This window comes from Sinomonas mesophila (assembly GCF_001999765.1).
GTDB lineage: Bacteria > Actinomycetota > Actinomycetes > Actinomycetales > Micrococcaceae > Sinomonas > Sinomonas mesophila.
In genome coordinates this window covers 171,705-194,498 of sequence record NZ_KV908326.1, presented here as the reverse complement: position 1 = coordinate 194,498, position 22,794 = coordinate 171,705, and the positions used below count along the sequence as shown (strand labels likewise).

Annotated in this window: 18 protein-coding genes; 6 read left to right on the top strand and 12 right to left on the bottom strand. The window is 71.9% G+C overall.

Annotated elements, in window-relative coordinates; genetic code table 11:
• Positions 1-26 precede the first annotated feature (26 nt).
• Positions 27-707 carry an L-ribulose-5-phosphate 4-epimerase gene (locus BV907_RS07270; RefSeq protein ID WP_077489056.1) on the bottom strand — a complete coding sequence of 227 codons (681 nt, stop codon included), beginning with the start codon at positions 705-707 and terminating at the stop codon, positions 27-29.
• Positions 704-2,416 carry a ribulokinase gene (araB, locus tag BV907_RS07265; protein ID WP_077489055.1) on the bottom strand — a complete coding sequence of 571 codons (1,713 nt, stop codon included), beginning with the start codon at positions 2,414-2,416 and terminating at the stop codon, positions 704-706. Before araB ends, BV907_RS07270 begins: the two co-directional genes overlap by 4 nt.
• 310 nt (positions 2,417-2,726) lie before the next feature.
• On the opposite strand from araB, the gene chvE reads away from it, so the two are divergent.
• The 3 genes from chvE (at position 2,727) to mmsB (ending at position 6,738) form a co-directional block, all read left to right on the top strand.
• Positions 2,727-3,857 carry a multiple monosaccharide ABC transporter substrate-binding protein gene (chvE, locus tag BV907_RS07260; RefSeq protein ID WP_425441613.1) on the top strand — a complete coding sequence of 377 codons (1,131 nt, stop codon included), beginning with the start codon at positions 2,727-2,729 and terminating at the stop codon, positions 3,855-3,857.
• Between the two features lie 73 nt (positions 3,858-3,930).
• Positions 3,931-5,457, top strand: coding sequence for a multiple monosaccharide ABC transporter ATP-binding protein (gene mmsA / locus BV907_RS07255; RefSeq protein ID WP_077489054.1), 1,527 nt, complete (start codon positions 3,931-3,933; stop codon positions 5,455-5,457).
• A gap of 3 nt (positions 5,458-5,460) precedes the next feature.
• A complete protein-coding gene (gene mmsB, locus BV907_RS07250) occupies positions 5,461-6,738 on the top strand; it encodes a multiple monosaccharide ABC transporter permease (protein ID WP_077489053.1) in 1,278 nt (425 codons plus the stop codon).
• Between the two features lie 43 nt (positions 6,739-6,781).
• Here mmsB and eda read toward each other — a convergent pair whose 3' ends face one another.
• The 6 genes from eda to BV907_RS07220 are packed head-to-tail and all read right to left on the bottom strand — an operon-like array spanning position 6,782 to position 13,550.
• The gene (gene eda / locus BV907_RS07245) at positions 6,782-7,435 is read right to left on the bottom strand and encodes a bifunctional 4-hydroxy-2-oxoglutarate aldolase/2-dehydro-3-deoxy-phosphogluconate aldolase (RefSeq protein WP_077489052.1); all 654 of its coding nucleotides are present in this window, start codon (positions 7,433-7,435) and stop codon (positions 6,782-6,784) included.
• The gene (locus tag BV907_RS07240; protein WP_077489051.1) at positions 7,428-8,903 is read right to left on the bottom strand and encodes a mannitol dehydrogenase family protein; all 1,476 of its coding nucleotides are present in this window, start codon (positions 8,901-8,903) and stop codon (positions 7,428-7,430) included. Before BV907_RS07240 ends, eda begins: the two co-directional genes overlap by 8 nt.
• Positions 8,891-9,901, bottom strand: a complete 1,011-nt coding sequence (locus BV907_RS07235; protein WP_077489050.1) for a PfkB family carbohydrate kinase — start codon at positions 9,899-9,901, stop codon at positions 8,891-8,893. The genes BV907_RS07240 and BV907_RS07235 overlap by 13 nt, the downstream gene beginning before the upstream one ends.
• Positions 9,898-11,106, bottom strand: coding sequence for a D-mannonate dehydratase ManD (manD, locus tag BV907_RS07230; protein ID WP_077489049.1), 1,209 nt, complete (start codon positions 11,104-11,106; stop codon positions 9,898-9,900). The genes BV907_RS07235 and manD overlap by 4 nt, the downstream gene beginning before the upstream one ends.
• Positions 11,107-11,124: 18 nt before the next feature.
• Entirely contained in the window at positions 11,125-12,186 is a 1,062-nt protein-coding gene (locus BV907_RS07225) for an L-idonate 5-dehydrogenase (RefSeq protein WP_077489048.1), read from the bottom strand.
• Positions 12,183-13,550 (bottom strand): MFS transporter, encoded by a 1,368-nt coding sequence (locus tag BV907_RS07220; protein WP_077489047.1) that lies wholly within the window; start codon positions 13,548-13,550, stop codon positions 12,183-12,185. Before BV907_RS07220 ends, BV907_RS07225 begins: the two co-directional genes overlap by 4 nt.
• A 127-nt stretch (positions 13,551-13,677) precedes the next feature.
• On the opposite strand from BV907_RS07220, the gene BV907_RS07215 reads away from it, so the two are divergent.
• Together BV907_RS07215 and BV907_RS18785 are read left to right on the top strand one after the other, a co-directional pair.
• Positions 13,678-14,406 carry a GntR family transcriptional regulator gene (locus BV907_RS07215; protein ID WP_077489046.1) on the top strand — a complete coding sequence of 243 codons (729 nt, stop codon included), beginning with the start codon at positions 13,678-13,680 and terminating at the stop codon, positions 14,404-14,406.
• A gap of 110 nt (positions 14,407-14,516) precedes the next feature.
• Positions 14,517-14,654, top strand: coding sequence for a hypothetical protein (locus tag BV907_RS18785; RefSeq protein WP_175637401.1), 138 nt, complete (start codon positions 14,517-14,519; stop codon positions 14,652-14,654).
• A 6-nt stretch (positions 14,655-14,660) separates the two neighbouring features.
• Here the strand turns inward: BV907_RS18785 and BV907_RS07210 are convergent, their stop codons facing one another.
• The 4 genes from BV907_RS07210 to BV907_RS07195 are packed head-to-tail and all read right to left on the bottom strand — an operon-like array spanning position 14,661 to position 19,812.
• The gene (locus tag BV907_RS07210) at positions 14,661-16,157 is read right to left on the bottom strand and encodes a rhamnulokinase (protein WP_077489045.1); all 1,497 of its coding nucleotides are present in this window, start codon (positions 16,155-16,157) and stop codon (positions 14,661-14,663) included.
• Entirely contained in the window at positions 16,154-18,211 is a 2,058-nt protein-coding gene (locus tag BV907_RS07205; protein WP_077489044.1) for a bifunctional rhamnulose-1-phosphate aldolase/short-chain dehydrogenase, read from the bottom strand. Before BV907_RS07205 ends, BV907_RS07210 begins: the two co-directional genes overlap by 4 nt.
• Before the next feature lie 12 nt (positions 18,212-18,223).
• Positions 18,224-19,390, bottom strand: coding sequence for an L-rhamnose isomerase (rhaI, locus tag BV907_RS07200; protein ID WP_077489043.1), 1,167 nt, complete (start codon positions 19,388-19,390; stop codon positions 18,224-18,226).
• Positions 19,387-19,812, bottom strand: coding sequence for an L-rhamnose mutarotase (locus tag BV907_RS07195; protein ID WP_077489042.1), 426 nt, complete (start codon positions 19,810-19,812; stop codon positions 19,387-19,389). The genes rhaI and BV907_RS07195 overlap by 4 nt, the downstream gene beginning before the upstream one ends.
• Positions 19,813-20,403: 591 nt before the next feature.
• Here BV907_RS07195 and BV907_RS07190 point away from each other — a divergent pair.
• The gene (locus BV907_RS07190) at positions 20,404-22,530 is read left to right on the top strand and encodes a DUF6807 family protein (RefSeq protein WP_077489041.1); all 2,127 of its coding nucleotides are present in this window, start codon (positions 20,404-20,406) and stop codon (positions 22,528-22,530) included.
• Positions 22,531-22,794 lie beyond the last annotated feature (264 nt).

The following is a 22,794-nucleotide window of genomic DNA, read 5'->3' as shown; positions in this document are numbered from 1 at the left end:
GGGGGCTCTCCTGGGTTCGGGGCGGCCTACTGGCCGTAGACGTTCTGGTAGCGGGCGTGGAGGGAGGCGATGAGCTGCTCGTCGATGGGCCGGGGCTCCCCCAGCTGCCGGGAGATGTGCACCGTGCGGGCGACCTCCTCGCACATGACGGCGGCCTTCACGGCGGAGCGCGCGTCCTTGCCGATGGTGAACGGGCCGTGGTTCTGCATGAGCACAGCCGGGGAGTTCGAGTCCCTGAGCGTGGCGACGATGCCCTGGCCGATCGAGTCGTCGCCGATGAGCGCGAAGGGGCCCACGGGGATCTCGCCGCCGAACTCGTCGCCCATCATGGTCAGCACGCACGGGATGGGCTCGCCGCGGGCCGCCCACGCCGTGGCGTAGGTCGAGTGGGTGTGGACGACGCCGCCCACCTCGGGCAGGTGCCGGTAGACGTAGGCGTGGGCGGCGGTGTCCGACGACGGTGCCAGGGCGGGGTTGCCCCACTCGCCGTCCGCCGGGGTTCCGTGGAGGTCGGTAACCACCATGGACTCCGGGGTGAGGTCGTCGTAGGAGACGCCGGAGGGCTTGATGACCATGAGCTCCTCCCCGGGCACCCGGGCCGAGACGTTCCCGGCGGTCCAGACGACGAGCCCGTAGCGGGTCAACTCGGAGTGCAGGGCGCAGACCTCCTCGCGGAGGCGCGCGATGGTGTCCAGGAGGACGCTCATGCGGGGGCCCCCGTCATGGCAGATTGATTCAGGGAGTGCGCCCGCCGCTGGATGGCCTTGAGCCGGTGCATGACCTCGTTGCCGCTGCGGCCGAAGTAGTCGTGCAGCGCGGTGTACTCCGCGAACAGCGCCTCGTACGCGGCCACGTTCTCGGGGATCGGGGTGTACACGGCGGCCGCGTCGGCGCCCATCGCCGCGGAGGCCGCCTCGACGTCGTCGTACGCCCCGGCGGCCACCGCGGCGTGGATGGCCGAGCCCAGCGCGGGGGCCTGGGCGGAGCCGACGGTGGAGAGCGGCAGCCCGGTGACGTCTGCGTAGATCTGCATGAGCAGCGGGTTCTTCACGAGGCCTCCGGCGATGATGAGCTCCTTCACGGGCACGCCCGAGGCGTTGAAGGCCTCGATGATGGTCCTGGTCCCGAAGGCCGTCGCCTCGAGCAGCGCCCGGTAGATGTCCTCGGGCTTCGTGGCCAGGGTCTGGCCGACGATGAGCCCGGAGAGCTCGTGGTCCACCAGCACCGAGCGGTTGCCGCTGTGCCAGTCCAGGGCCAGCAGCCCGTGCTCGCCGATGCGCTGCTGGGAGGCGAGCCCCGTCAGGTGCTCGTGCACGCCCACGCCGCGGCGGGCGGCCTCCTCGGCGTACGACGCCGGGACGCCGTTCGTCACGAACCAGCCGAAGATGTCCCCCACCCCGCTCTGCCCGGCCTCGTAGCCCCAGCGCCCGGCGAGGATGCCGCCGTCGACCACCCCGCACATGCCCGGGACCTCGCGCAGCTCCTCGCCGTTCATGACATGGCACGTGGACGTGCCCATGATCGCGACCATCTGCCCCGGCGCGACGGCCTTCGCGGCGGGCGGTGTCACGTGGGCGTCGACGTTGCCGACGGCGACGGCGATTCCGGGGCGCAGGCCGGTCCACTCGGCGGCCTGCCCGCTCAGGGTCCCCGCGGCCTCGCCGAGCTGGCCGATGCGGTGCTCGACCTTGGCCGAGACGAAGTCCTTGAAGCCCGGGTTCAGGGCGGCGAGGAAGTCCTCGTCGGGGTATGTCCCGTCCTGGTAGATGCCCTTGTAGCCGGCGGTGCAGGCGTTGCGGACGTACTCGCCCGTGAGCTGCCAGACGATCCAGTCGGCCGCCTCGACCCAGTGCTCCATCGCGGCGTAGGCCTCGGGGTCCTCCTCGAGCAGCTGAAGGCCCTTGGCGAACTCCCACTCGGAGGAGATGAGCCCGCCGTACCGCGGCAGCCACGCCTCCCCGCGCTCCTCGGCCAGCCGGTTGATCCGGTCCGCCTGCGGCTGGGCGGCGTGGTGGCGCCACAGCTTCACGTACGCGTGCGGCCGTCCGCGGAACTGCTCCAGCTCGCACAGCGGCGTGCCGTCCGCCGTCGTCGGCACCATGGTGCACGCCGTGAAGTCCGTGCCGATCCCGACGACGTCGGCCGGGTCGATGCCCGCTGCCTTCACAGCTTCAGGCACGGCGCGGCGCAGGACCTCGCGGTAGTCGTCCGGGATCTGCAGGGCCCAGTCGGCGGGCAGCCGCTCCCCTCCCCCGGGGAGGCGGTCCGTGACAACGGCGTGGGCGTACTCGTGGACGGCGCTGCCCATCTCGCGCCCGTCCTCGACGCGGACGACGACGGCGCGCCCCGAGAGGGTGCCGTAGTCGACGCCGATGACGTAGCGGGGCGGCGTCGCCCCGGCCGGTGGTGTGCTCATGGGGATTCTCCAGTCGGTCGGCTGGGAAGCCGGAGAGAGGAAGGGATGAAAGGAATCGCGATCAGTGTGAACGCTCACAGGAGCCCGCGTCAAGGCCGGGACGCGACATCTGGTGAACGTTCACATGTTGCTTGACTCACATCTGGGGCGCCCTTATCGTGGTGCCGTTGTGAACGCTCTCATCGCCGGTAGCGCCGAAACGAGTGAATCCCGCTCCCCTTCGCCCGGGAGCCCGGCGAGTCGGGCCAGCAAAGGCGCTTCCCACAGCACCCAGTTCGCGGACCACGACATCCGCGGGAGGAGACACATCGTGAATTTCAAGAAGCTCTGGGGCGCGCTCGCCGTCGTCCTGGCCCTCATGCTCGCCGTCACGGGCTGCGGCAGCCGCGGCAGCGTCGCGGGCGGCGGAGGGGGCGGATCCGCGGATCCCAGCACCTCGCTCGTCGGCATCTCCATGCCGACCCAGACCTCCGAGCGCTGGATCGCGGACGGCAAGAACGTCGAGGAGTCGCTCAAGAAGCTCGGCTACAAGACGGACCTTCAGTTCGCCAACGACGACATCCCGACCCAGGTCTCGCAGATCGAGAACATGCTGACCAAGGGCGCCAAGGCCCTCATCATCGCCGCCATCGACGGCACCACCCTCACCGATGTGCTGGCCAAGGCCAAGGAGCAGAACGTCAAGGTCGTCGCCTACGACCGGCTCATCAACGGCACGCCGAACGTGGACTACTACACGACCTTCGACAACTACCAGGTGGGCGTGCAGCAGGCCACCTCACTCCTGACGGGCCTCGGACTCGTTGACGCGAGCGGCAAGCAGGTCTCGGGCAAGGGCCCGTTCAACGTCGAGCTCTTCGCCGGAAGCCCGGATGACAACAACGCCGGCTTCTTCTGGAACGGAGCCATGGACACGCTCAAGCCCTATCTGGACTCCGGCGCCCTCACGGTCCCCAGCGGGCAGACGAACTTCGAGCAGGCGGCCATCTTGCGCTGGCAGGCCCCGGTCGCCCAGAAGCGCATGGAGGACCTCCTGACCTCCGCCTACAGCTCCGGCACCAAGCTGCACGGCGTGCTCTCCCCCTACGACGGCCTCTCGATCGGCATCATCTCCGCCCTGACCAGCACGGGCGGCTACGCCAAGGGCAGCCTCCCCGTCGTCACCGGCCAGGACGCGGAGAAGGGCTCGGTGAAGTCGATCATCGCCGGCGAGCAGTACTCGACGATCTTCAAGGACACCCGCCAGCTCGGCTCCCAGGCCGTGAAGATGGTCGACGCCGTCCTGAAGGGCCAGGAGCCGGAGGTCAACGACACCGAGACCTACAACAACAAGGTCAAGGTCGTCCCGGCCTACCTGCTCAAGTCCGTGATCATCACGAAGGACAACTACCAGAAGGAGCTCATCGACTCCGGCTACTACACGGCAGCCGACGTCAAGTAGCGTCCCGGGCGGGGGCCTCGGCAGGCCGGCGCCCCCGCCCTACCCCTGCAGCGCAGGAGTCAGCGAGAACCAGATGCAGACACCCATTCTGTCGATGCGCGGCATCACCAAGACCTTCCCGGGCGTCAAGGCGCTCCAGGACGTGAACCTCGACGTCAACCGCGGCGAAGTCCACGCCATCTGCGGCGAGAACGGCGCCGGCAAGTCCACCCTCATGAAGGTGCTCTCCGGGGTCTACCCGCACAGCAGCTTCGAGGGCGAGATCCTCTTCGAGGGCGAACCCTGCCACTTCTCGAACATCACCGACAGCGAGAAGCGCGGGATCGTGATCATCCACCAGGAGCTCGCGCTGAGCCCCTACCTGTCGATCGCCGAGAACATCTACCTCGGCAACGAGCAGGCCAGCCGCGGCTGGGTCGACTGGCAGAAGACCAACCTCGAGGCGTCCAAGCTGCTCGCCCGCGTGGGCCTGAGCGAGAACCCCGCCACCCCGATCCAGCACATCACCGTCGGCAAGCAGCAGCTCGTGGAGATCGCCAAGGCCCTCTCGAAGCAGGTGAAGCTGCTCATCCTCGACGAGCCCACCGCAGCCCTCAACGACGAGGACTCGGGACACCTCCTGGACCTGATCCTGCACCTCAAGGGCCAGGGCGTCACGAGCATCATCATCAGCCACAAGCTCAACGAGATCCGGCGCGTCGCGGACGCGGTCACGATCATCCGCGACGGGAAGACCATCGAGACCCTGCGCCTCGAGCACGGGATCTCCCAGGAGCGCATCATCCGCGGGATGGTAGGCCGCGACCTCGAGAGCCTGTACCCGGACCGCGACCCCCAGATCGGCGAGGAGGTGCTGCGGATCGAGGACTGGTCCGTCCAGCATCCCCAGGACTCGACCCGCATGGTGGTCCAGAACGCGACCATCACCGTCCGCAAGGGCGAGGTCGTCGGCCTCGCCGGGCTCATGGGCGCCGGCCGCACCGAGCTCGCGATGAGCGTCTTCGGCCGCACCTATGGCCACGCCACCTCCGGCCGGGTCCTCAAGAACGGCCGCGAGATCAACACCACCACGGTCCCGCACGCGATCGAGAACGGACTCGCGTACGCCACCGAGGACCGCAAGCACTACGGGCTGAACCTCATCGAGGATATCCAGCGCAACGTCTCCATGGCGGGGCTGCGGAAGCTCGTCAAGCGCGGGTGGGTCGACAGGAACCAGGAGACGCTGGTCGCCGAGGGCTACCGCAAGAGCATGAACATCAAGGCACCCTCAGTCGCCGCGGTGGTCGGGAAGCTCTCCGGCGGCAACCAGCAGAAGGTCGTGCTCAGCAAGTGGATGTTCTCGGACCCCGAGGTGCTCATCCTGGACGAGCCCACGCGGGGCATCGACGTCGGGGCCAAGTACGAGATCTACTCGATCATCGCCACGCTCGCCGCGCAGGGGAAGGCGATCATCGTCATCTCCTCCGAGCTGCCCGAGCTCCTCGGCATCTGCGACCGCATCTACACCCTGGCCGCGGGCCGCGTCACGGGCGAGGTCCCGATCGAGCAGGCCACCCAGGAGACCCTCATGCACTACATGACCCAAGAGAAGGAATAGCCAATGTCCGCCCTCCGAGAATCCCTGGGCTTCCTGGCCAACCGGCTCCGGCAGGTCGGCATCTTCGTCGCCCTCATCCTGATCGTCCTGCTCCTCCAGGGCCTCACCGACGGCATCCTGCTGCAGCCCCAGAACGTCACCAACCTGGTGGTGCAGAACAGCTACATCCTCATCCTGGCCATCGGCATGGTCATGGTGATCATCGCCGGCCACATCGACCTGTCCGTGGGGTCCATCGCCGGGTTCATCGGCGCCGTGGCCGGCGTCATGATCGTCCACTGGGGCTGGTCCTGGTGGGTCGCCATCCCCGCCTGCCTCCTCGTCGGGGCTCTCGTGGGCGCGTGGCAGGGCTACTGGATCGCCTACGTCGGCATCCCGGCATTCATCGTGACCCTCGCCGGCATGCTGATCTTCCGCGGCCTGACGCTCATCACCCTGAAGAACCAGCAGATCACACCCTTCCCCGACGAGCTGCGGGCCCTCGGCGGCGGCTTCCTCCCGGACATCAGCGGCGGCACCTCGGTCCTCGAGTGGCTCACGGTGATCCTGGGGGTCGGGGCGACGGCGGCGTTCCTCGTCCAGGAGGTCCGCCAGCGCCGCATCCGCCTGAAGTTCAACCTCGAGAACGAGCCCCCCGCCTGGTTCTTCACCAAGATCGGCTTCAGCGCCCTGCTCATGCTCGTCATGACGTTCCTGCTGGCGAGCTACCGCGGCACGCCGATCGTCCTCGTCGTCCTCGCCGTGCTGGTCGTGGGCTACAGCGCGGTGATGGCCAACAGCGTCTTCGGCCGCCACATCTACGCCCTCGGCGGCAACCTGCACGCGGCCGAGCTCTCCGGCGTCAAGACGAGGGGCGTGACCTTCCGGCTCTTCGTCAACATGGGCGTCCTGTCCGCGCTGGCCGGCCTGATCTTCACCGCCCGCCTCAACTCGGCCCAGCCCGCCGGCGGCACGGGCTTCGAGCTCGACGCCATCGCCGCGGCCTTCATCGGCGGCGCAGCCGTCCAGGGTGGCATCGGCACCGTCGCGGGGGCCATGATCGGTGGCCTGATCATGGGTGTGCTCAACAACGGCATGTCCATCCTGGGCCTCGGCACGGACTACCAGCAGCTCATCAAGGGCATGGTCCTCCTGCTCGCCGTCGCGTTCGACATCTTCAACAAGAACCGCTCGGGCGCCGGCGGCGTGGGCAAGTGGTTCACGTTCCGGAGGCGCACGTCGCCGTCGGCAGACTCGAGGCCCGTGGCGGAGGAGAAGGAGCCGGTCGCGGCCGCCAAGTAGGGCCACGACCCCCGGCCGCCGGGTCCACCCCGGCGGCCGGGAGTCAGCCGGCGCTGACCCCGAGCGCCGCCGCCCTTCGGGCGAGCTCCGCGATGCGGCCCCACTCCCGTGCCGCCACGGCGTCCCGGGGGGTGAGCCAGCTCCCGCCGACGCACGCAACGTTGGGCAGCGCGAGGTAGTCCGGGGCCGTGGCCACGCTGATCCCGCCGGTCGGGCAGAAGGTCACCCCCGCGAGCGGGGCCGCGAGCGCGGCGAGGTACTCGGGCCCCCCCGCGGGGCCCGCCGGGAAGAACTTGAGCGCGGTGATGCCGTGCTCGAGGGCCTGGAGCGCCTCGCTCACGGTGGCCACGCCCGGCAGGAGCGGCACGCCAGCCTCGGCGGCGCCGTCGAGCAGCGCGGGGGTCGCGCCCGGGGAGACGAGGAACTGCGCCCCCGCGTCCGCGGCCGCCTTCGCCTGCCGGGGCGTGAGGACCGTTCCGGCTCCGAGGACGATGTCGGGGACCTCGGCCGCGATGCGCTCGAGCGAGGAAAGCGCCGTCTCGGTGCGGAGCGTGAGCTCGATGATGGGCACTCCCCCGTCGACGAGAGCCCTGGCGACGGGGACGGCGTCGTTCGGGTCGTCGAGGGTCACGACCGGGATGACGGGCGAGACGCCAAGGATGTCGGCAGCGTCCGCGGGAACAGGGGCGTCAGCCATGGAGGATCTCCCTTCTCAGGCCCGTCGCGCCGTGGGCGTCGAGGAGCTCGTACCAGTGCCGCACGGGGCCGCCGAAGCGCGGGTCGGCCGCGAGGGCCGGGTCGACGACCTCCGGCAGGGCCAGCAGCGCGTCGACCGCCGAGGCGCGGGCGGGCCGGTCGCGGAGGGCGGCGGCCAGTGTCCCGGCGAGGGGGTCGGCCAGGGCGCCGCCGGCGGCCGACGCCGTGGCCACGTGGTGCATCCAGGCCGCGACGGCGAGCGCGGCCCAGCGCGGCTCGCGGCCCACGGCGAGGCAGGCGGCGGCGGTCGGCAGGATCCTCAGCCCGAGCTTTTGCGATCCGTCGCTGCCGACCTTCGCCGTCGTGTGCCCGAGGGCCGGGTTGGCGAAGCGGGCGACGACGGAGCGTGCGTAGTCCTCGCCATCGAGCCCGTCGGGGAGGACCGCCGTCGGCAGCACCTCCTCCCCGATGAGGCCCTGGCACGCGGCCTCGAAGGCTTCGTCGTGGACGGCCTCGGCGATCGTCGCGTGGCCTGCGGCGAGGCCGAGGTACGCGAGGAGCGAGTGGCCAGCGTTGAGGATGCGCAGCTTCGCCGTCTCCCACGGCTCGACGTCGTCGGTCAGGACGGCGCCCGCGGCCTCCCACGCGGGGCGCGGGCCGGCGAAGGCGTCCTCGATGACCCACTGGCGGAAGGGCTCGGCGACGACGGCGGCCTCGTCGCGCAGCCCGAGCGCCCGTTCGACGGCGTCCAGGTCCGCGGGCGTCGTGGCCGGCGCCATGCGGTCCACCATGGTGCTCGGGAACGCCACCGAGGAGGCGATCCAGTCGGCCAGGCCGGGGGCGGCGCCGGCGGGCAGGGCCTCGACGAACGCCCGCACGAGGCGCCGGGTGAGCGCGCCGTTGCCCGGGAGGTTGTCGCACGGGACCACGGTGAGCGGGGCGTCCGAGGCGCGGTGCCGCGCCTCGAGGCCGCGGGCGAGCTGCCCGATCGCCGTGACCGGCGGGGCGCCCGCGAGGTCGGCCCGGACCTCGGGGTCGTCGAGGCCGAGCCCGCCGGTGAGCGGGTCGATCCGGTAGCCCTTCTCGGTGACCGTCAGCGTCACGACGTGGATGCCGGGGTCGGCGATCCTGGCCACGACGGCACCCGGCTCGGCCCGCCCCGCGAGCATCCCGGTGATGCCCGAGACGACGCGCAGCGGGGCCGCGCCGTCGCCGCGCTCGGAGAGGGTGAAGAGGCAGTCCTGCGGGGCGAGTTGGCGCACGACGGCGTCCGAGCGCTGGGTGACCCCGACGGTCCCCCACGCGTGCTCGCCCGTGGCCGCCATCGCGTCCTCGGTGAAGACCGCGGTGTGGGCGCGGTGGAAGCTCCCGACGCCCAGATGCACGATCCCCGGCGTGACCTCGCCGGGCCCGAACCGCGGCTGCGGGCCGGAGGTGCGCGCGAGCGACGCGTAGCTCAGGCGCTCCATGCCGCGGACCCCTTCCCCAAGTGAGTGCCGGCCGCGCCCGCGTGTGCACGGGTCGCCTCGAGGCTCGGCAGCGAGGACGTGCCGCCCCTGCCCCCGACGACGAGCGAGGCCGCCGCCGCGCCGAGCCGGACCGCGTCGAGCAGGCCGTCGCCGAGCACGAGGCGGGCCGTGACGGTCCCGAGGAACGCGTCCCCGGCCCCCGTCTGGTCCACGACGGCCGGCGCGGGGACCGCCTCGACCCAGGCCCCGCCGTCGTGCGCGCTTCCCAGGCTCTCCCCCTCCACGTGCACGCCCTCGGCGCCGCACGTGACGGCGACGTTCCGCGCGCCCCAGCCGCGCAGGACGGCGGCCGCCTCGGTAGGCGTGCCGGCTCCGAGCAGCGCGGCGGTCTCCCCCGGCGAGGACGGAGTGACGAGGAAGGCGCGCGGGGCGATCTCGCGCAGGTCGGCCGCGGCGGCCTCGGCGGACGCGAGCCGGGGCCGGTGGTTCGGGTCGTAGACGAACCGCCGCGCGAGGCGGGCGGCCTCGAGCACCGCCGCGCGGGCCGTCGCCGAGATGGCGCACGTGATGCCGCTGGCCACGACGGCTCCGGCCGCGGCGAGCACGTCCCGGTCGAGGTCCGCGGGGCCGAGGGTCGAGCCGACGCTGCCGGCCCGGGCGTAGGAGAACTCACGCTGGCCGCTCGGGTCGCAGTGCAGGAGGTACATGCCCTGCTGGCCGCGGCGGAAGCGCAGCAGCTCGGTCGAGACGCCGAGCTCCGCGACCCGGGTGGCGATCGAGCGGCCGAGCTCGTCGTCGGTCAGGACCGCCACGAGGCCCACCCGGGCGCCCGCCGCGGCCGAGGCGGCCGCGACGTTGAGCGCGTCGCCGGAGACGCCGAGCGTCGCCGGGGTACCCTGGGCGGCGGGCACGTCGGTCGCGATCTCGAGGAGGACTTCGCCGAGCACGACGACGTCGAACGGCTGGGTGCCGCCGGCGGCGGCTTCTCTCGCGCTCACCAGTCGTGCACCGACCCGTCGAGCCGGCGGTTGATCGGCAGGTACTTCGGGTCGAACGGGTAGGCGGCGGCCGCCTCCTCGTCGAACTCGACGCCGAGTCCCGGGGCGTCGCCCGGGTGCATGTAGCCGTCGGCGAAGGTGTACGAGGTGCGGAACACCTTTGACGCCGGCTCGCGGTGGCCCATGTACTCCTGGATCCCGAAGTTCGGGATGGACAGGTCCACGTGCAGCGCCGCGGCGAGCGAGACCGGGGACAGGTCCCCGGCCCCGTGCGAGCCCGAGCGGACCCCGTACAGGTCCGCGAGGGAGAAGATCCGGCGCAGGTGCGTGATGCCGCCCGCGTGCGAGACCGACGTGCGGATGTAGTCGATCAGGCGCTCGGTGATGAGCTGCTGGCAGTCCCAGATCGAGTTGAATACCTCGCCCACGGCCACCGGCGTCGTCGTGTGGCTGCGGAGGAGCCGGAACGCGGACTGGTCCTCGGCCGGCGTCGGGTCCTCCATCCAGAACGGGCGGTACGGCTCGAGCGCCGCGCCGAGCCGACCGGCCTCGATCGGCGTGAGCCGGTGGTGGACGTCGTGCAGGAGGTGCACGCCGTAGCCGAACTCGTCGCGGAGGTGCCGCATCATGGCCGGCGCGAAGTCGAGATAGGCCGAGGTCTCCCAGCGGTCCTCCTGCGGGACGTTGCCGCTCGCAGGCTCGTAGATATTGTCCGCCGGGGCGATCCCGTAGGTCTTGTCGAGGCCGGGCACGGCCGCCTGGGCGCGGATCGCCTTGTAGCCGAGGTCCAGATGGGCCTGGAAGTCCGCGCTGAGCGCCTCGAGCGTGCTGCCGCTCGCGTGGCCGTAGACCATGACGCCGTCGCGGGCCGCCCCGCCGAGGAGCTCGTACACGGGCATGCCCGCGGCCTTGCCCTTGATGTCCCAGAGGGCAACGTCGATCGCGGCGATCGCGGTCATGGCCACCGGGCCGCGGCGCCAGTAGGCGCCCTTGTAGAAGTACTGCCACGTGTCCTCGATGCGGCGCGCATCGCGGCCGATGAGCATGGGGCACAGGTGCTCGCTGAGATACGCGGCGACGGCGAGCTCGCGGCCGTTGAGGGTCGCGTCCCCGACGCCGGTCAGCCCGTCCTCAGTCTCGATGACGAGGGTGACGTAGTTCCTGCCGGGGGATGACACGACGACGCGTGCATCGGTGATCTTCACGGTGGTCCTTCTGCTGGTTCAGGCGCTGGCTGCGGTGTCAGGGGCGGGGCTGTGCGGGCCGCCGAAGTGGAGCATGACCTTGCCCGATTCCGCGGCCGGGTCGGCGGCGAGTTCCATGGCGGCCAGGGCGTCCTCGGCCTCGAAGCGGTGGCTGATGACGGGGCCAACGTCGAGCCCCTCGGCCATGACCCGCACGGCGTCGCTGATCTCGTCAATGAAGCGGTAAGAGCCGATCCACGTGATCTCGCGAGTCACGAGGTCGCCCAGGACCGACGGCGCAGGTGTCCCGGGCAGGTTGCCCACCTGGAGGAGGGTTCCGCCGCGGGCCGTCGCTCGCAACACTGCGCCGAGGACTGCGGGGAGGCCGGTGGCTTCGAAGACCACCTCGACGTCGTCGGGTAGGGCCGCCGCCGAGACGTTGACGGTCGCGTCGGCGCCCATGGCCTTCGCGCGGGCCAGCGAGGCGTCGCTGATGTCCGCGGCAGTGATGCTTTGGGCCCCCGCGTGCCGCGCCGCGGCGATGACGAGGGCGCCGATCGGGCCTGCGCCGTTGACGAGGATGTCCTTCCCGGCAAGCGAGCCGGCCCGCCGAACCGCGTGCATCGCGACGGCGAGCGGCTCGGCGAGCGCCCCGCGGAGCGTGTCCACGGACTCCGGGAGGGCGCGCAGCTGCTCGGCCCGGGCAAGCGTGACCCCGGCAAAGCCGCCGTCGGTGTGCGGGTCGAAGGCCGCCGAGCCGAAGTAGCGCACCCGGGGGTAGAGGTTGGTGCGGCCTTCGAGGCGGGGATCCATGACGCCATCACCCACGAGCTGGGCCGGGTGCACGGTGACGGGCTGGCCGACCTCGATACCGCTCACTCCCGTGCCGACCCGCGCGATACGGCCAGCGATCTCGTGGCCCAGGACCAGCGGGGACGTGAGCTTGGCAGTGCCGGAGGCGCCGTGCTTGAAATAGGCGAGGTCCGAGCCGCAGATTCCGCCCCACTCGACCGCGATGGCCACCTCGCCCGGTCCGGGCACGGGGTCCGGCCGCTCCTCGACGCGCAGGTCGCGGGGGCCGTGGACGACGACGGCCCTCATACGGCGTCCTCGAGGCGGACGAGGTCGCGCCCGCGGACCTCGGGGCCGACCAAGGCGGCGACGAGGGTTATGAGCGAGTAGCCGATGAGCATCGCGGCCAGCGGCCACCAGTGGCTCGTGACGGCGGTGAGGGTCGCGGCGAGGAGCGGGCCGATGGCCGTGGCGAGGATGCCGCCGATCTCCTTGGCGAGCGCGAGCTGCGTGAAGCGCGTGCGGGCGCCGAAGAACTCGGCCATCGTGACGCTCTCCATCGAGAACAGGCTCAGCACGCCGAGGTTCAGGCCGACGATCATCGCGACGGTGGCGAGGACGGTATTGCCGCTCGTGATCATCAGGATCATCGGGATCGCGAACACGGCAGTCGCCGCGGTGAGGGCGAGGTAGAGGGGACGGCGCCCGTACCGGTCGCCGAGGATGCCGACGAGCGGGATCGTGGCGAAGCCGATGATGGAGCCATACATGATGGCCGTCGTTCCGACAGTCTTGTCCATGAGCAGCACGGTCGCGAGGTAGCCGACGAGGAACGTCTGCACGAGCCCGGAGTTGCCGGCCTGGCCGAAGCGCAGGGCGAGCGCGATGAGGAAGGCCTTGCCCTTGCGCTGGTGGAGCGCCTTCTCGAGGGTTCCCTCATGGGCGGCGACGGCCTCCTTGCGGGAGAGGGCAACGCCGTCGACGACGTCCTCGCGCTGCTCGAAGACGGGGCTCTCCTTGAGCGAGCGGCGGATCCACAGGGCGAAGACGAGGATGAGGAGGCTGCCGAGGAACGGAATGCGCCAACCCCAGCTCAGGAGCTGTTCCTCGGAGAGCACGGCCACGAGGATCGCCCAGAGGGCTGAGGCGGCGAGCGTGCCGGAGTTCGTGCCGAGGCACACGAGGGAGGCGATCAGGCCGCGGCGCCGCACTGGGGCGAACTCGGCGAGCATCACCGTGGCACCGGCGATCTCGGCGCCGGCGCCGAAGCCCTGGGCCAGACGGAGGGCGACCAGGAGGATCGGCGCCCAGATGCCGATCATCGCGTAGGTCGGCAGCACGCCGATGAGCGTGGTCGACAGGCCCATGAGCGCGATCGTGATGACCAGCACCTTCTTCCGGCCCAGCCGGTCGCCCATGCGGCCGAAGTAGATGCCGCCGGCGAGGCGGGCCACGTATCCCACCCCGTAGGTGGCCATAGCGGCGATGAGGCCGATCACCGGGCTGACGTCGGGGAAGAAGATCTTGTTGAAGACGATGGCAGCGGCGAGCGAGTAGAGCTGGAAATCCATGAACTCCATGGCGGTGCCCAGCCAGCCCGAGGCTGCGACCTTCGCAAGCTCGCGGGTACTCCTGCGCTCTGCCACAGTGGGCGGCGCGATGCTTTTGGTCATCAGGTGCTCCTTTGCAGGCGATGAGTCTGGGTGCGGGGTCTGGGAACGGACATCTGGCCCCTGAGGGCGCTGACGACTACCATACAAGCACTACCATTCTAGTGTGTCAACAGGTTAGACTCGTTGCATGCGAACACCAGCCGAGCAGCGGTCGTCGCGCTCCTCGACCCGGGACAGCGTGCTCGACACCCTGCGCCGGCGCATCATCTCGCTCGAGCTCCCGCCCGGCCAGCCCCTCTCCGAGAACGACCTGGCCAAGGAGCTCGGCGTGAGCAGGACGCCGGTGCGCGAGAGCCTCATCCTCCTGCGCGAGGAGGGGCTCATCGAGGTCTACCCGCAGGTGGGGTCCTTCGTCTCGCTCGTGGACATCGCGCGGGTCTCGCAGGCCCAGTTCGTCCGCGAGGCGATCGAGTGTGCCTCGCTCGCGGACACGACCGGGCGCGGCCCCGACGAGCTTGCCGCCCTGCGCGGCAACCTCGCCCGTCAGCGCGAGGCCGTCGACGCGAGCGACGCCGAGCGGTTCTTCGAGCTCGACGAGGAGTTCCACCGCGAGCTCCTCCGGCTCGGCGGCCACGTCTCGGCGTGGGCGGCCGTGAACTCCGCCAAGGCGCACCTCGACCGGGCCCGCCGCCTGAGCCTGTCCGGGACGCGCCCGCTCGCCGTCCTGCTCGAGCAGCACACCGCCGTCGTCGACGGCATCGAGGCGCAGGAGACCTCGGGCGCGATCGACGCGCTCCGGACGCACCTGCGCGCGGTCTTCGACGACATCGAGCGCATCCAGGCCGCCTCCCCCGAGCTCTTCGCGGGCAGCGAGCCGGCCCGGCCCACGCGGCGCACTGTGGCGCGCCTCGCCTGAGTCCGCCCGCGGCCTGTCGCGCCGTCGCGGCAGGCCTTCTGGCCGCGCGCTCCGAGGAGTAGCGTCAGAGAGCACGGGCCCTTGCCGCGGACGGCAAGGGGCTGTGGGTTGTGGCCAGCGAGCATTCGCCGCACGCCTGGGTAGACGTGGCCGGCACGCGCTACCACCACTCGACGGAGAACCTCGCCGGCAGAGACGGCATGGCGCACCAGCGGGTGAGTCCCCGCCGGATCGGCGAGGCGCACTAGCCCGGGCTACACCCCCGCGGGCGCGTACTCCCGCAGCCCGACGCTCGAGCGCACCGCCGAGCGCAGGGCGGCCAGCCCGCCGTCGAGCGCCCCGGCCGCGCGGGCCTGGACGAGCACGTTCCCGAGAGCCGTCGCCTCGACCGGCCCGGCCAGGACGGGCAGGCCCGTCGCGGCGGCGGTGAGCCGGCACAGGAGCTCGTTCTGCGATCCCCCGCCGACGACGTGCACGGCGCGCGGTCGCCGGCCCGAGAGCTCCGCGGCCGCGGCGAGCGTGCGCGCGTAGGCCGCGGCGAGGCTGTCGAGGATGCAGCGGACGACGGCGGCGGGCTCGTCCGCGAGTGTGTCACCGCCGGAGGCAGAACGACGGGCGGCGGCGATGATGCGCGCGGGCATATCCCCGGGGGCGAGGAACTCGTCCGAGTCGGCGTCGACCTGGGGCCCACCAGCGGGCAGCGCGGCGGCGGCCTCGAGCAGGCCCGCGAGCGTGAGCCCGCGGCCCTCCGCGGCCCAGTGGCGCTGGGACTCGGAGAGGAGCCACAGTCCGCCCACGTTGCGCAGGTAGCGGATCGTGCCGTCCACGCCGCGCTCGTTCGTGAAGTTCGCCTCGCGGCTCGCCTCGGTCAGGACCGGCGCGGGAAGCTCGACGCCCACGAGGGACCACGTGCCCGAGGAGATGTACGCGACGTCCTCCCCCGGCCGATCCTCCGCCGGGGCGGCGGGCACGGCCGCCACGGCCGAGGCCGTATCGTGCGAGCCGACCGCCACCACCGGCGTGTCCGCGGGCAGGCCGGTCCGCGCGGCCACCTCCGGCAGGAGCGTCCCGTACGCCTCGCCGGGGGCGATGAGCTCGCCGAACAGCCCGTGCGGGAGGCCGAGCGCGGCGAACAGCTCGCGGGACCACGTGCCCGTGCTCGCGTCGAGGAGCCCTGTCGTGGACGCGTTCGTCTCCTCCGTGCGCCGGGTTCCGGTGAGCCAGAACGCGAGCAGGTCTGGGATGAGCAGGGCCTGCAGGCCCTCGAGCTCGGACTCGGCGGCGAGCTGGTAGAGGGTCGTGAAGGGCAGGAACTGGAGCCCGCTGATGGCGTAGAGCCGCTCGGGCGCGACCTTCCCGTGCACCAGCGGCACGGTGGCCTCGGTGCGCCGGTCGCGGTAGGCGTAGACGGGGATCCGCAGCCGGCCGGCCGCGTCGACGAGCCCGTAGTCCACGGCCCACGTGTCGATCCCGATGCTCTCGATCCTCAGCCCGCGCGCGGCCGCGGCCGTCTGGGCCTTCGCGAGCCCGGCCTGGACCTCGGTGAAGATCCCGGCCACGTCCCAGCGCAGCACCCGCGCGCCGTCGGCCGTCACGCCGTCGTCGATCACCCCGTTCGGGAAGCGATGGACCACCTCGAGCGCGACCCGGGGGCGGCCGTCGTGCGCCTCTTCCCCGGGCGCCTCCCCCACCGTGGCGAGGATGACGCGGCCCGAGGAGGCGCCGACGTCGACCGCGACGAAGCACCTCATCGGAGGAAGGCGGCGGCGACGCCGGCGTCGACGGGCACGTGCAGGCCCGTGGTGTGGGAGAGCTCGGCGGAGGTCAGGACGGCGGCCGCGTTGGCGACGTGCTCGGGCAGGACCTCGCGCTTGAGGAGCGTGCGCTGGGCGTAGAACTCGCCGAGCTTCTCCTCCTCGACGCCGTAGACTGCGGCGCGCTTGGCGCCCCAGCCGCCGGCGAAGATGCCCGAGCCGCGGACGACGCCGTCGGGGTTGATGCCGTTGACGCGCACGCCGTGCTCGCCGAGCTCGGCCGCGAGGAGGCGCACCTGGTGGGCTTGATCGGCCTTGACTGCGGAGTAGGCGATGTTGTTCGGGCCCGCGAAGACGGAGTTCTTCGAGGAGATGTAGAGGATGTCCCCGCCCATGCGCTGCGCGACGAGGACCCGCGCGGCGGCCTGGGAGACGAGAAACGAGCCCTTGGCCATGACGTCGTGCTGGAGGTCCCAGTCCTTCTCGGTCGTCTCGAGGAGCGGCTTGGAGATGGACAGGCCGGCGTTGTTGACGATGAGGTCGAGGCCGCCGAAGGTGAGGACCGCGGCGTCGACGGCGGCGGCGACCTGGGCGGCGTCGGTCACGTCCGCGCGGACGCCGACGGCGACGTCGGTGTTCCCGAGCTCCGCCGCGGCCGCCTGGGCCTTCTCGAGGTCGAGGTCGGCGATGACGACGCACGCGCCCTCGGCGGCGAGGCGGGCGGCGATGGCCTTGCCGATGCCCGAGGCCGCGCCGGTCACGAACGCGATGCGGGTCGCGTGGGACGTGGGCTGGGGCATGCGGGCGAGCTTGGCCTCCTCGAGGGACCAGTACTCGATCCGGAACTTCTCGCTCTCCTCGATCGGGGCGTAGGTGGAGATGGCCTCGGCGCCGCGCATGACGTTGATCGCGTTGAGGTAGAACTCGCCGGCGACGCGGGCGGTCTGCTTGTCCCTTCCGTAGGAGAACATGCCGACGCCCGGGACCAGGACGATGGCCGGGTCGGCGCCGCGCATGGCTGGGGAGTCCTCGGCGGCGTGGCGCTCGTAGTAGGCCGCGTACTCCCCGCGGTAGGCCGCGTGCAGCTCCCCGAGCCGGGCAATGCTCTCCTCGATGCCCGCGTCTGCGGGCAGGTCGAGGACGAGCGGGGCGACCTTGGTGCGGAGGAAGTGGTCCGGGCAGGACGTTCCGAGGGCCGCGAGGCGGGGGTGCTCGGCGGAGGCGAGGAACTCCAGGACGCGCTCGTCGTCGTCGAAGTGGCCCACCTGCGCCCGGTCCGTGGAGGCGAGGCCGCGGATCACGGGGGCGAGCGCGGCGGCCTTGGCGCGGCGCTCGGCCTCGGGGAGGGCGGCGTAGCCCGGCAGGGCGGGGCCGAAGGGCTCGGGGCGGCCGTTCTCCGCGATGTGCTTCTCGGCCTCGGCGATGATCCAGAGCGAGTTGGCCTCGGCCTCCTCGCTCGTCGCGCCCCACGCGGTGATGCCGTGCCCGCCGAGGATCGTGCCGATCGCCTCGGGGTTGGCGGCCTTGATCGCCGCGATGTCGAGGCCGAGCTGGAAGCCCGGGCGGCGCCACGGGACCCACACGACCCTGCCGCCGAAGATCTTCTCGGTGAGGGCCTCGCCGTCGGCGGCCGTGGCGATCGCGATCCCGGCGTCCGGGTGCAGGTGGTCCACGTGCGCGGCGTCGACGAGGCCGTGCATGGCGGTGTCGATCGACGGCGCGGCGCCGCCCTTGCCGTGCAGGCAGTAGTCGAACGCGGCGACCATCTCGTCCTCGCGCTCGACGCCCGGGTAGACATCCTTGAGCGCACGGAGGCGGTCGAGGCGCAGGACGGCGAGGTTCTTCTCGGTCAGGGTGCCGAGGTCGCCGCCGGAGCCCTTGACCCACAGGAGCTCGACGGGCTCGCCGGTGACCGGGTCGGTCTCGGTGCCCTTGGCGGAGGTGTTGCCGCCGGCGTAGTTGGTGGTGCGCTTGTCCGCGCCGAGGCGGTTGGAGCGGGCGATGAGCTGGGCGATAGCAGGATTCTGCGGGTTCTGCTGGTTCTTCGTCATATCGGGTTCCTCTCAGGCGCCCCAGCCGGCCTGGGTGCCGCCGACTCGGGTGTCGTTGATGAGCTTCTGGTAGCCGGAGGCGGCGTAGGCGGCCATCGGGTCTGCGGGGAGGCCGCGCTCCTCGCGCCACGCGGCCAGAGCCGGGCGGACGTCGGTGTAGAAGGCGTCCATGAAGACGGCCTGCGCGCCGAGCACGTCGCGGTTCCGCTGGGCGTCCTCGAGCGCGGCGCGGTCGAGCAGGAGCGCGCGCAGGGTCATCTCCTGGACGTTGAGCACCGAGCGGATCTGGCCCGGGATCTTCTCCTCGAGGTTGTGGCACTGGTCGAGCATGAGGGCCACGCCCGAGTCCGGCCCGAGGCCGCCGCCGCGGACCACCTCGACCATGATGCGGAAGAGCTGGAACGGGTCCGCGGAGCCCACGATGAGGTCGTCGTCGGCGTAGAAGCGCGAGTTGAAGTCGAACGAGCCGAGCTTCCCGAGGCGCAGGAGCTGGGCGACGATGAACTCGATGTTGGTGCCCGGGGCGTGGTGGCCCGTGTCGAGGCACACGAAGGCCTTCTCGCCGAGGGCGAGCGTCTGGGCGTAGGAGGTACCCCAGTCCGGGACGTCCGTGTGGTAGAACGCCGGCTCGAAGAACTTGTACTCGAGCACGATGCGCTGGTCCTCGCCGAGGCGCGTGTAGATCTCCTGCAGCGAGTCCGCAAGGCGGTCCTGGCGGGAGCGGATGTCGTCCTGGCCGGGGTAGTTGGTGCCGTCCGCGAGCCAGACCTTGAGATCGCGCGAGCCGGTGGCGTCCATGATGTCGATGCACTCGAGGTGGTGCTCGATCGCGCGGCGGCGCACGTCGTCGTCGGACGAGGTGAGCGAGCCGAACTTGTAGACGTCGTCCTGGAAGGTGTTCGAGTTGATCGTGCCGAGCTTGACGCCGAGGCCCTCCGCGTACGAGCGCAGCCGGCCGTAGTCCTCGACCTTGTCCCACGGGATGTGCAGGGCGACGGAGGGGGCGAGGCCCGTGAGCTCGTGGACCTTGGCGGCGTCCTGGATCTTCTCCTCGACGGTGCGCGGGGTGCCCGGCGTGCCGAAGACCTTGAAGCGCGTGCCCGAGTTGCCGTAGGCCCAGGACGGGACCTCGATCGCGAGCCCGTCGAGGGCTGCCGGGACGGTGACGGTGGTGCTCATGCGGGTTCTCCTGCGGTCTGCGTGGTGGTGCCGGCGGCCGACGGCGCGTGGTGGGCGCGCGCGGCGCGGGCGGCGGCGAGCTGGGACTCGAGGTTGAAGACCTCCCCGAGGGGGACGAAGGCCTCGTCCGGGGGCGTGTCGATGCCCTCGAAGAGGTCCGCCATCTCGGCCTGCCAGCGGGCGTTGACCTCGTAGGCGGCCATCCGGGCGGTCGCGGCCTCGAGGCTGTCGGTCTCGACGTAGCCGATGAGCAGGCCGTCGGGCCGGAGGAAGAGCGAGTAGTTGTGCCAGCCGGCGGCCTCGAGCGCCTCGAGCATCTCGGGCCACACGGCGGCGTGACGGCGCTTGTACTCTTCGATGCGCTCGGGCTGGATCCACTGCTGGAAGCAGACCCTCTTCCGCTGGGGGGCGGTCACGGCCATGCTGCTCCTGATTGTCGGGACGGGCCCTGCGGCCAGGCGAAATGAATCGATTCAAGAAGGCTCTGCTAGCAGCATAGGCCAGCCCGAGCGTCGGGTCAACGTCCCGGGGCGGACGGTTTTGAAACGTTCAACTCATCACCGATTCAGGTACGCATCTCGACGCCTTTCTGCCATTTTTGGTACAGATCCCGCCCTCCTTCCGTTGTTTCCGGGGAGCAAGCCGTGCACTCCGCGCGGACAACTTGCCGTGGGATCCTTGTCGGATTCGGCGGCCACCTCACCCAGGTTCTCGCCTCGATCGCATGCCCTCGCCCACACCTCCCTGTCTCGCCCGCTTCTCCTTGCCTGATCCGCTTCTCCTTGCCTGGAGCGCGCCTCCTTGCCTGCCCCAACAAGGAGAAGCGGGGGAGGCCAGCACGTGTCACGCTGACCCCGCGTCGCAGGGAGGTGACCCCGCATCGCAGGGAGGTGACCCCGCATCGCAGGGGCATCAGGCGCTCTGGACGCCCGCCCCCGCACGTGCCACACTTGATGGAAAACGCTTTCCAAACTCCCGCGCCTCCCCCGCGGACAGCGTCGCAAAGGAGCACGATGAGCAGCCCCTCCTCCCCCACGGCCCACCCCGCTGCACAGCCCACGGAAGCTCCAGCGGAGACCCTGGCCGCCGCCCAGTCCCCGGCCCGCATCGCCCTCGTCGGCGCCCACGGCTTCGGCCTCCACCACCTGCGCAACCTCTCGCGCCTGGCCGAGGCGGGCGCCGTCGTGCTCGACGCCGTCGCCGACCCCCGCCCTCCGGAGGCCGGCAGCGTTCCGGAGGGCACGCCGTCGTACGCCTCGCTCGAGGAGCTGCTCGCGGACCGGCCCGCCCCGGATGTCGCGATCGTCGCGACGCCGATCCAGACCCACGGCCCCCTCGCCGCCGCCGCGCTCGACACCGGCGCGCAGCTCTACCTCGAGAAGCCGCCCGTGCCGTCGCTCACGGCCTACCGGCGCCTGCTCGAGCACGCCCAGTCCCGCGGCGCCGCCGTCCAGGTCGGCTTCCAGAGCCTGGGCTCGCACGCCCTCGCGGCGATCGAGGCCCTGCTGGCCTCGGGCGAGATCGGGTCGCTCCGGGCCGTCGGCGCGATCGGCGTGTGGACCCGCGACCTCGCCTACTACTCTCGGTCTCGCTGGGCCGGCAAGCGCGTCCTGGACGGGGTCGAGGTCGTCGACGGCGTCGTGACCAACCCGCTCGCCCACGCCGTCGCAACCGCCCTGCGCATCGCTGGGGCGCTCCGCGAGGAGGACGTCGCGCGCATCGACGTCGACCTCTACCACGCCCACGCGATCGACGCCGACGACACGTCCGTCGTGCGCCTCGTCACCGCCGCCGGCATCCCGGTCACGTGCGCCCTGACGCTGTGCGCGACCGAGTCCGCCGAGCCGTGGGTGACCGTCTACGGCACCGAGGGCGAGGCCCAGTTCTTCTACACCCAGGACCGGCTCGTCGTGCGGACCGCGGACGGCGAGCGCGAGGAGCTCCTCGGCCGCACCGACCTGACCGAGAACCTGCTCGAGCACCTGCGCGGCGAGGCCGAGCTGCTGAGCTCGCTCGAGGATGCCGGGGCGTTCATGCGCGTCCTCGAGGCCGTGCGCACGGCGCCCGCCCCGCGGCAGATCCCCGCCGCGAGCGTGGACTGGGTCGGCGAGGGCCAGCAGGCCCGGCCGATCGTGCGCGGCATCGAGGCGGACCTCGAGCGCGCCGTCAGGGCGCAGGCGACCTTCGCCGAGCTCGGCCTGCCGTGGGCCGCACCCGCCGCGCCGGCCGCGGTCCTGGCCCTCCCGGACGGGCGCCCCGTCGCCGAGCTCCGCGACGGCGCCGCCGTCGCCCCGACCCTCTCGCCGCGGCCCTACCTGCACCCGGTGCGCACCCTCGCCGGGACCGCCGTGACGGACCACCTGCCGCTGGACCACGTCTGGCACCTCGGGCTCGGCCTCGCCCTCCAGGACGTCTCCGGAACCAACCTGTGGGGCGGGCGCACCTACACGCGCGAGGCCGGCCGCTACGTGTGGCGCCCGGACCACGGCCGCATCGTCACCGAGCGCGCCGCCCGGGAGCCGGGCCTCCTCGAGCAGCGCCTGCGCTGGGAGGCGCACGACGGCGGCGTCCTCCTGCGCGAGGAGCGCACCTCGCGCGCGGAGCTGGTGCCGGCTGGGACCGCGGCCGCGAACGACGACGGCGGTGCCCCCGGCGTGGGCGGTGCCGACGCGCGGGCGTGGCTCCTCACGCTGCACACGCGGCTCACTGCCGAGCGCCCGGTGAGCCTCGGCGGGCCCGGCTCGAATGGGAACGTCAGCGGCGGGTACGGCGGCTTCTTCCTGCGGCTCGCGGCGTGCACGGACGCGCGCGTCCTGACCCCGGACGCCGAGGGCGAGGCCGCCGTCCACGGCTCTGCCGCCCCGTGGATCGCGTGGAGCGCGCGCTTCGGCGGTGCGGAGACGGTTGGCGCCAAGACGGTCGGCTCGGAGGCCGGCGTCGTCATCGCGGCGGCGCCCGAGGCTCCCGAGGACCCGTGGTTCGTGCGGCTCGCCGGCTACCCGGGCATCGGCTCGGCGCTCGCGTGGGAGCGGGCGGTCGAGCTGGGCGCCGGCGAGTCCCTCGAGCGGACCTTCCGGGTCTGGTTCGTCGACGGCCCCGTCGACGCCGGCCTCGCCGCCGCCCTCGTGGCCCGCGGCTGAGGGCGCCTTGTGCCCCGTGTTTCGGAGAAAACCCCCTGCTCTGGGACGGGGCATTCTCCGAAACACGGGGCGCCTCTACCCCTGCCGGAGCTCCCCCTCCTTCGAGTCCTCCCGGCCGCTGCGCAGCATCGCGAACCCAGCAGCGACGCGGGCTGACGCCTAAAGTTGGGGAGCTCAGTACGCCCAAGCCGGGGAGTTCCGTCCGCCGCGGTCCGGTCATCGGACGCTACTGTCATCCGCATGGCGGCGGTCGGACGCCTCAGG

What these genes read in the sequence shown, in the direction of transcription:
- BV907_RS07270 (WP_077489056.1), bottom strand. Translation starts at nt 707, where the DNA reads ATGAGCGTCCTCCTGGACACCATCGCGCGCCTCCGCGAGGAGGTCTGC.
- araB (WP_077489055.1), bottom strand. Translation starts at nt 2,416, where the DNA reads ATGAGCACACCACCGGCCGGGGCGACGCCGCCCCGCTACGTCATCGGC.
- mmsA (WP_077489054.1), top strand. Translation starts at nt 3,931, where the DNA reads ATGCAGACACCCATTCTGTCGATGCGCGGCATCACCAAGACCTTCCCG.
- mmsB (WP_077489053.1), top strand. Translation starts at nt 5,461, where the DNA reads ATGTCCGCCCTCCGAGAATCCCTGGGCTTCCTGGCCAACCGGCTCCGG.
- eda (WP_077489052.1), bottom strand. Translation starts at nt 7,435, where the DNA reads ATGGCTGACGCCCCTGTTCCCGCGGACGCTGCCGACATCCTTGGCGTC.
- BV907_RS07240 (WP_077489051.1), bottom strand. Translation starts at nt 8,903, where the DNA reads ATGGAGCGCCTGAGCTACGCGTCGCTCGCGCGCACCTCCGGCCCGCAG.
- BV907_RS07225 (WP_077489048.1), bottom strand. Translation starts at nt 12,186, where the DNA reads ATGAGGGCCGTCGTCGTCCACGGCCCCCGCGACCTGCGCGTCGAGGAG.
- BV907_RS07220 (WP_077489047.1), bottom strand. Translation starts at nt 13,550, where the DNA reads ATGACCAAAAGCATCGCGCCGCCCACTGTGGCAGAGCGCAGGAGTACC.
- BV907_RS07215 (WP_077489046.1), top strand. Translation starts at nt 13,678, where the DNA reads ATGCGAACACCAGCCGAGCAGCGGTCGTCGCGCTCCTCGACCCGGGAC.
- BV907_RS07210 (WP_077489045.1), bottom strand. Translation starts at nt 16,157, where the DNA reads ATGAGGTGCTTCGTCGCGGTCGACGTCGGCGCCTCCTCGGGCCGCGTC.
- BV907_RS07205 (WP_077489044.1), bottom strand. Translation starts at nt 18,211, where the DNA reads ATGACGAAGAACCAGCAGAACCCGCAGAATCCTGCTATCGCCCAGCTC.
- rhaI (WP_077489043.1), bottom strand. Translation starts at nt 19,390, where the DNA reads ATGAGCACCACCGTCACCGTCCCGGCAGCCCTCGACGGGCTCGCGATC.
- BV907_RS07195 (WP_077489042.1), bottom strand. Translation starts at nt 19,812, where the DNA reads ATGGCCGTGACCGCCCCCCAGCGGAAGAGGGTCTGCTTCCAGCAGTGG.
- BV907_RS07190 (WP_077489041.1), top strand. Translation starts at nt 20,404, where the DNA reads ATGAGCAGCCCCTCCTCCCCCACGGCCCACCCCGCTGCACAGCCCACG.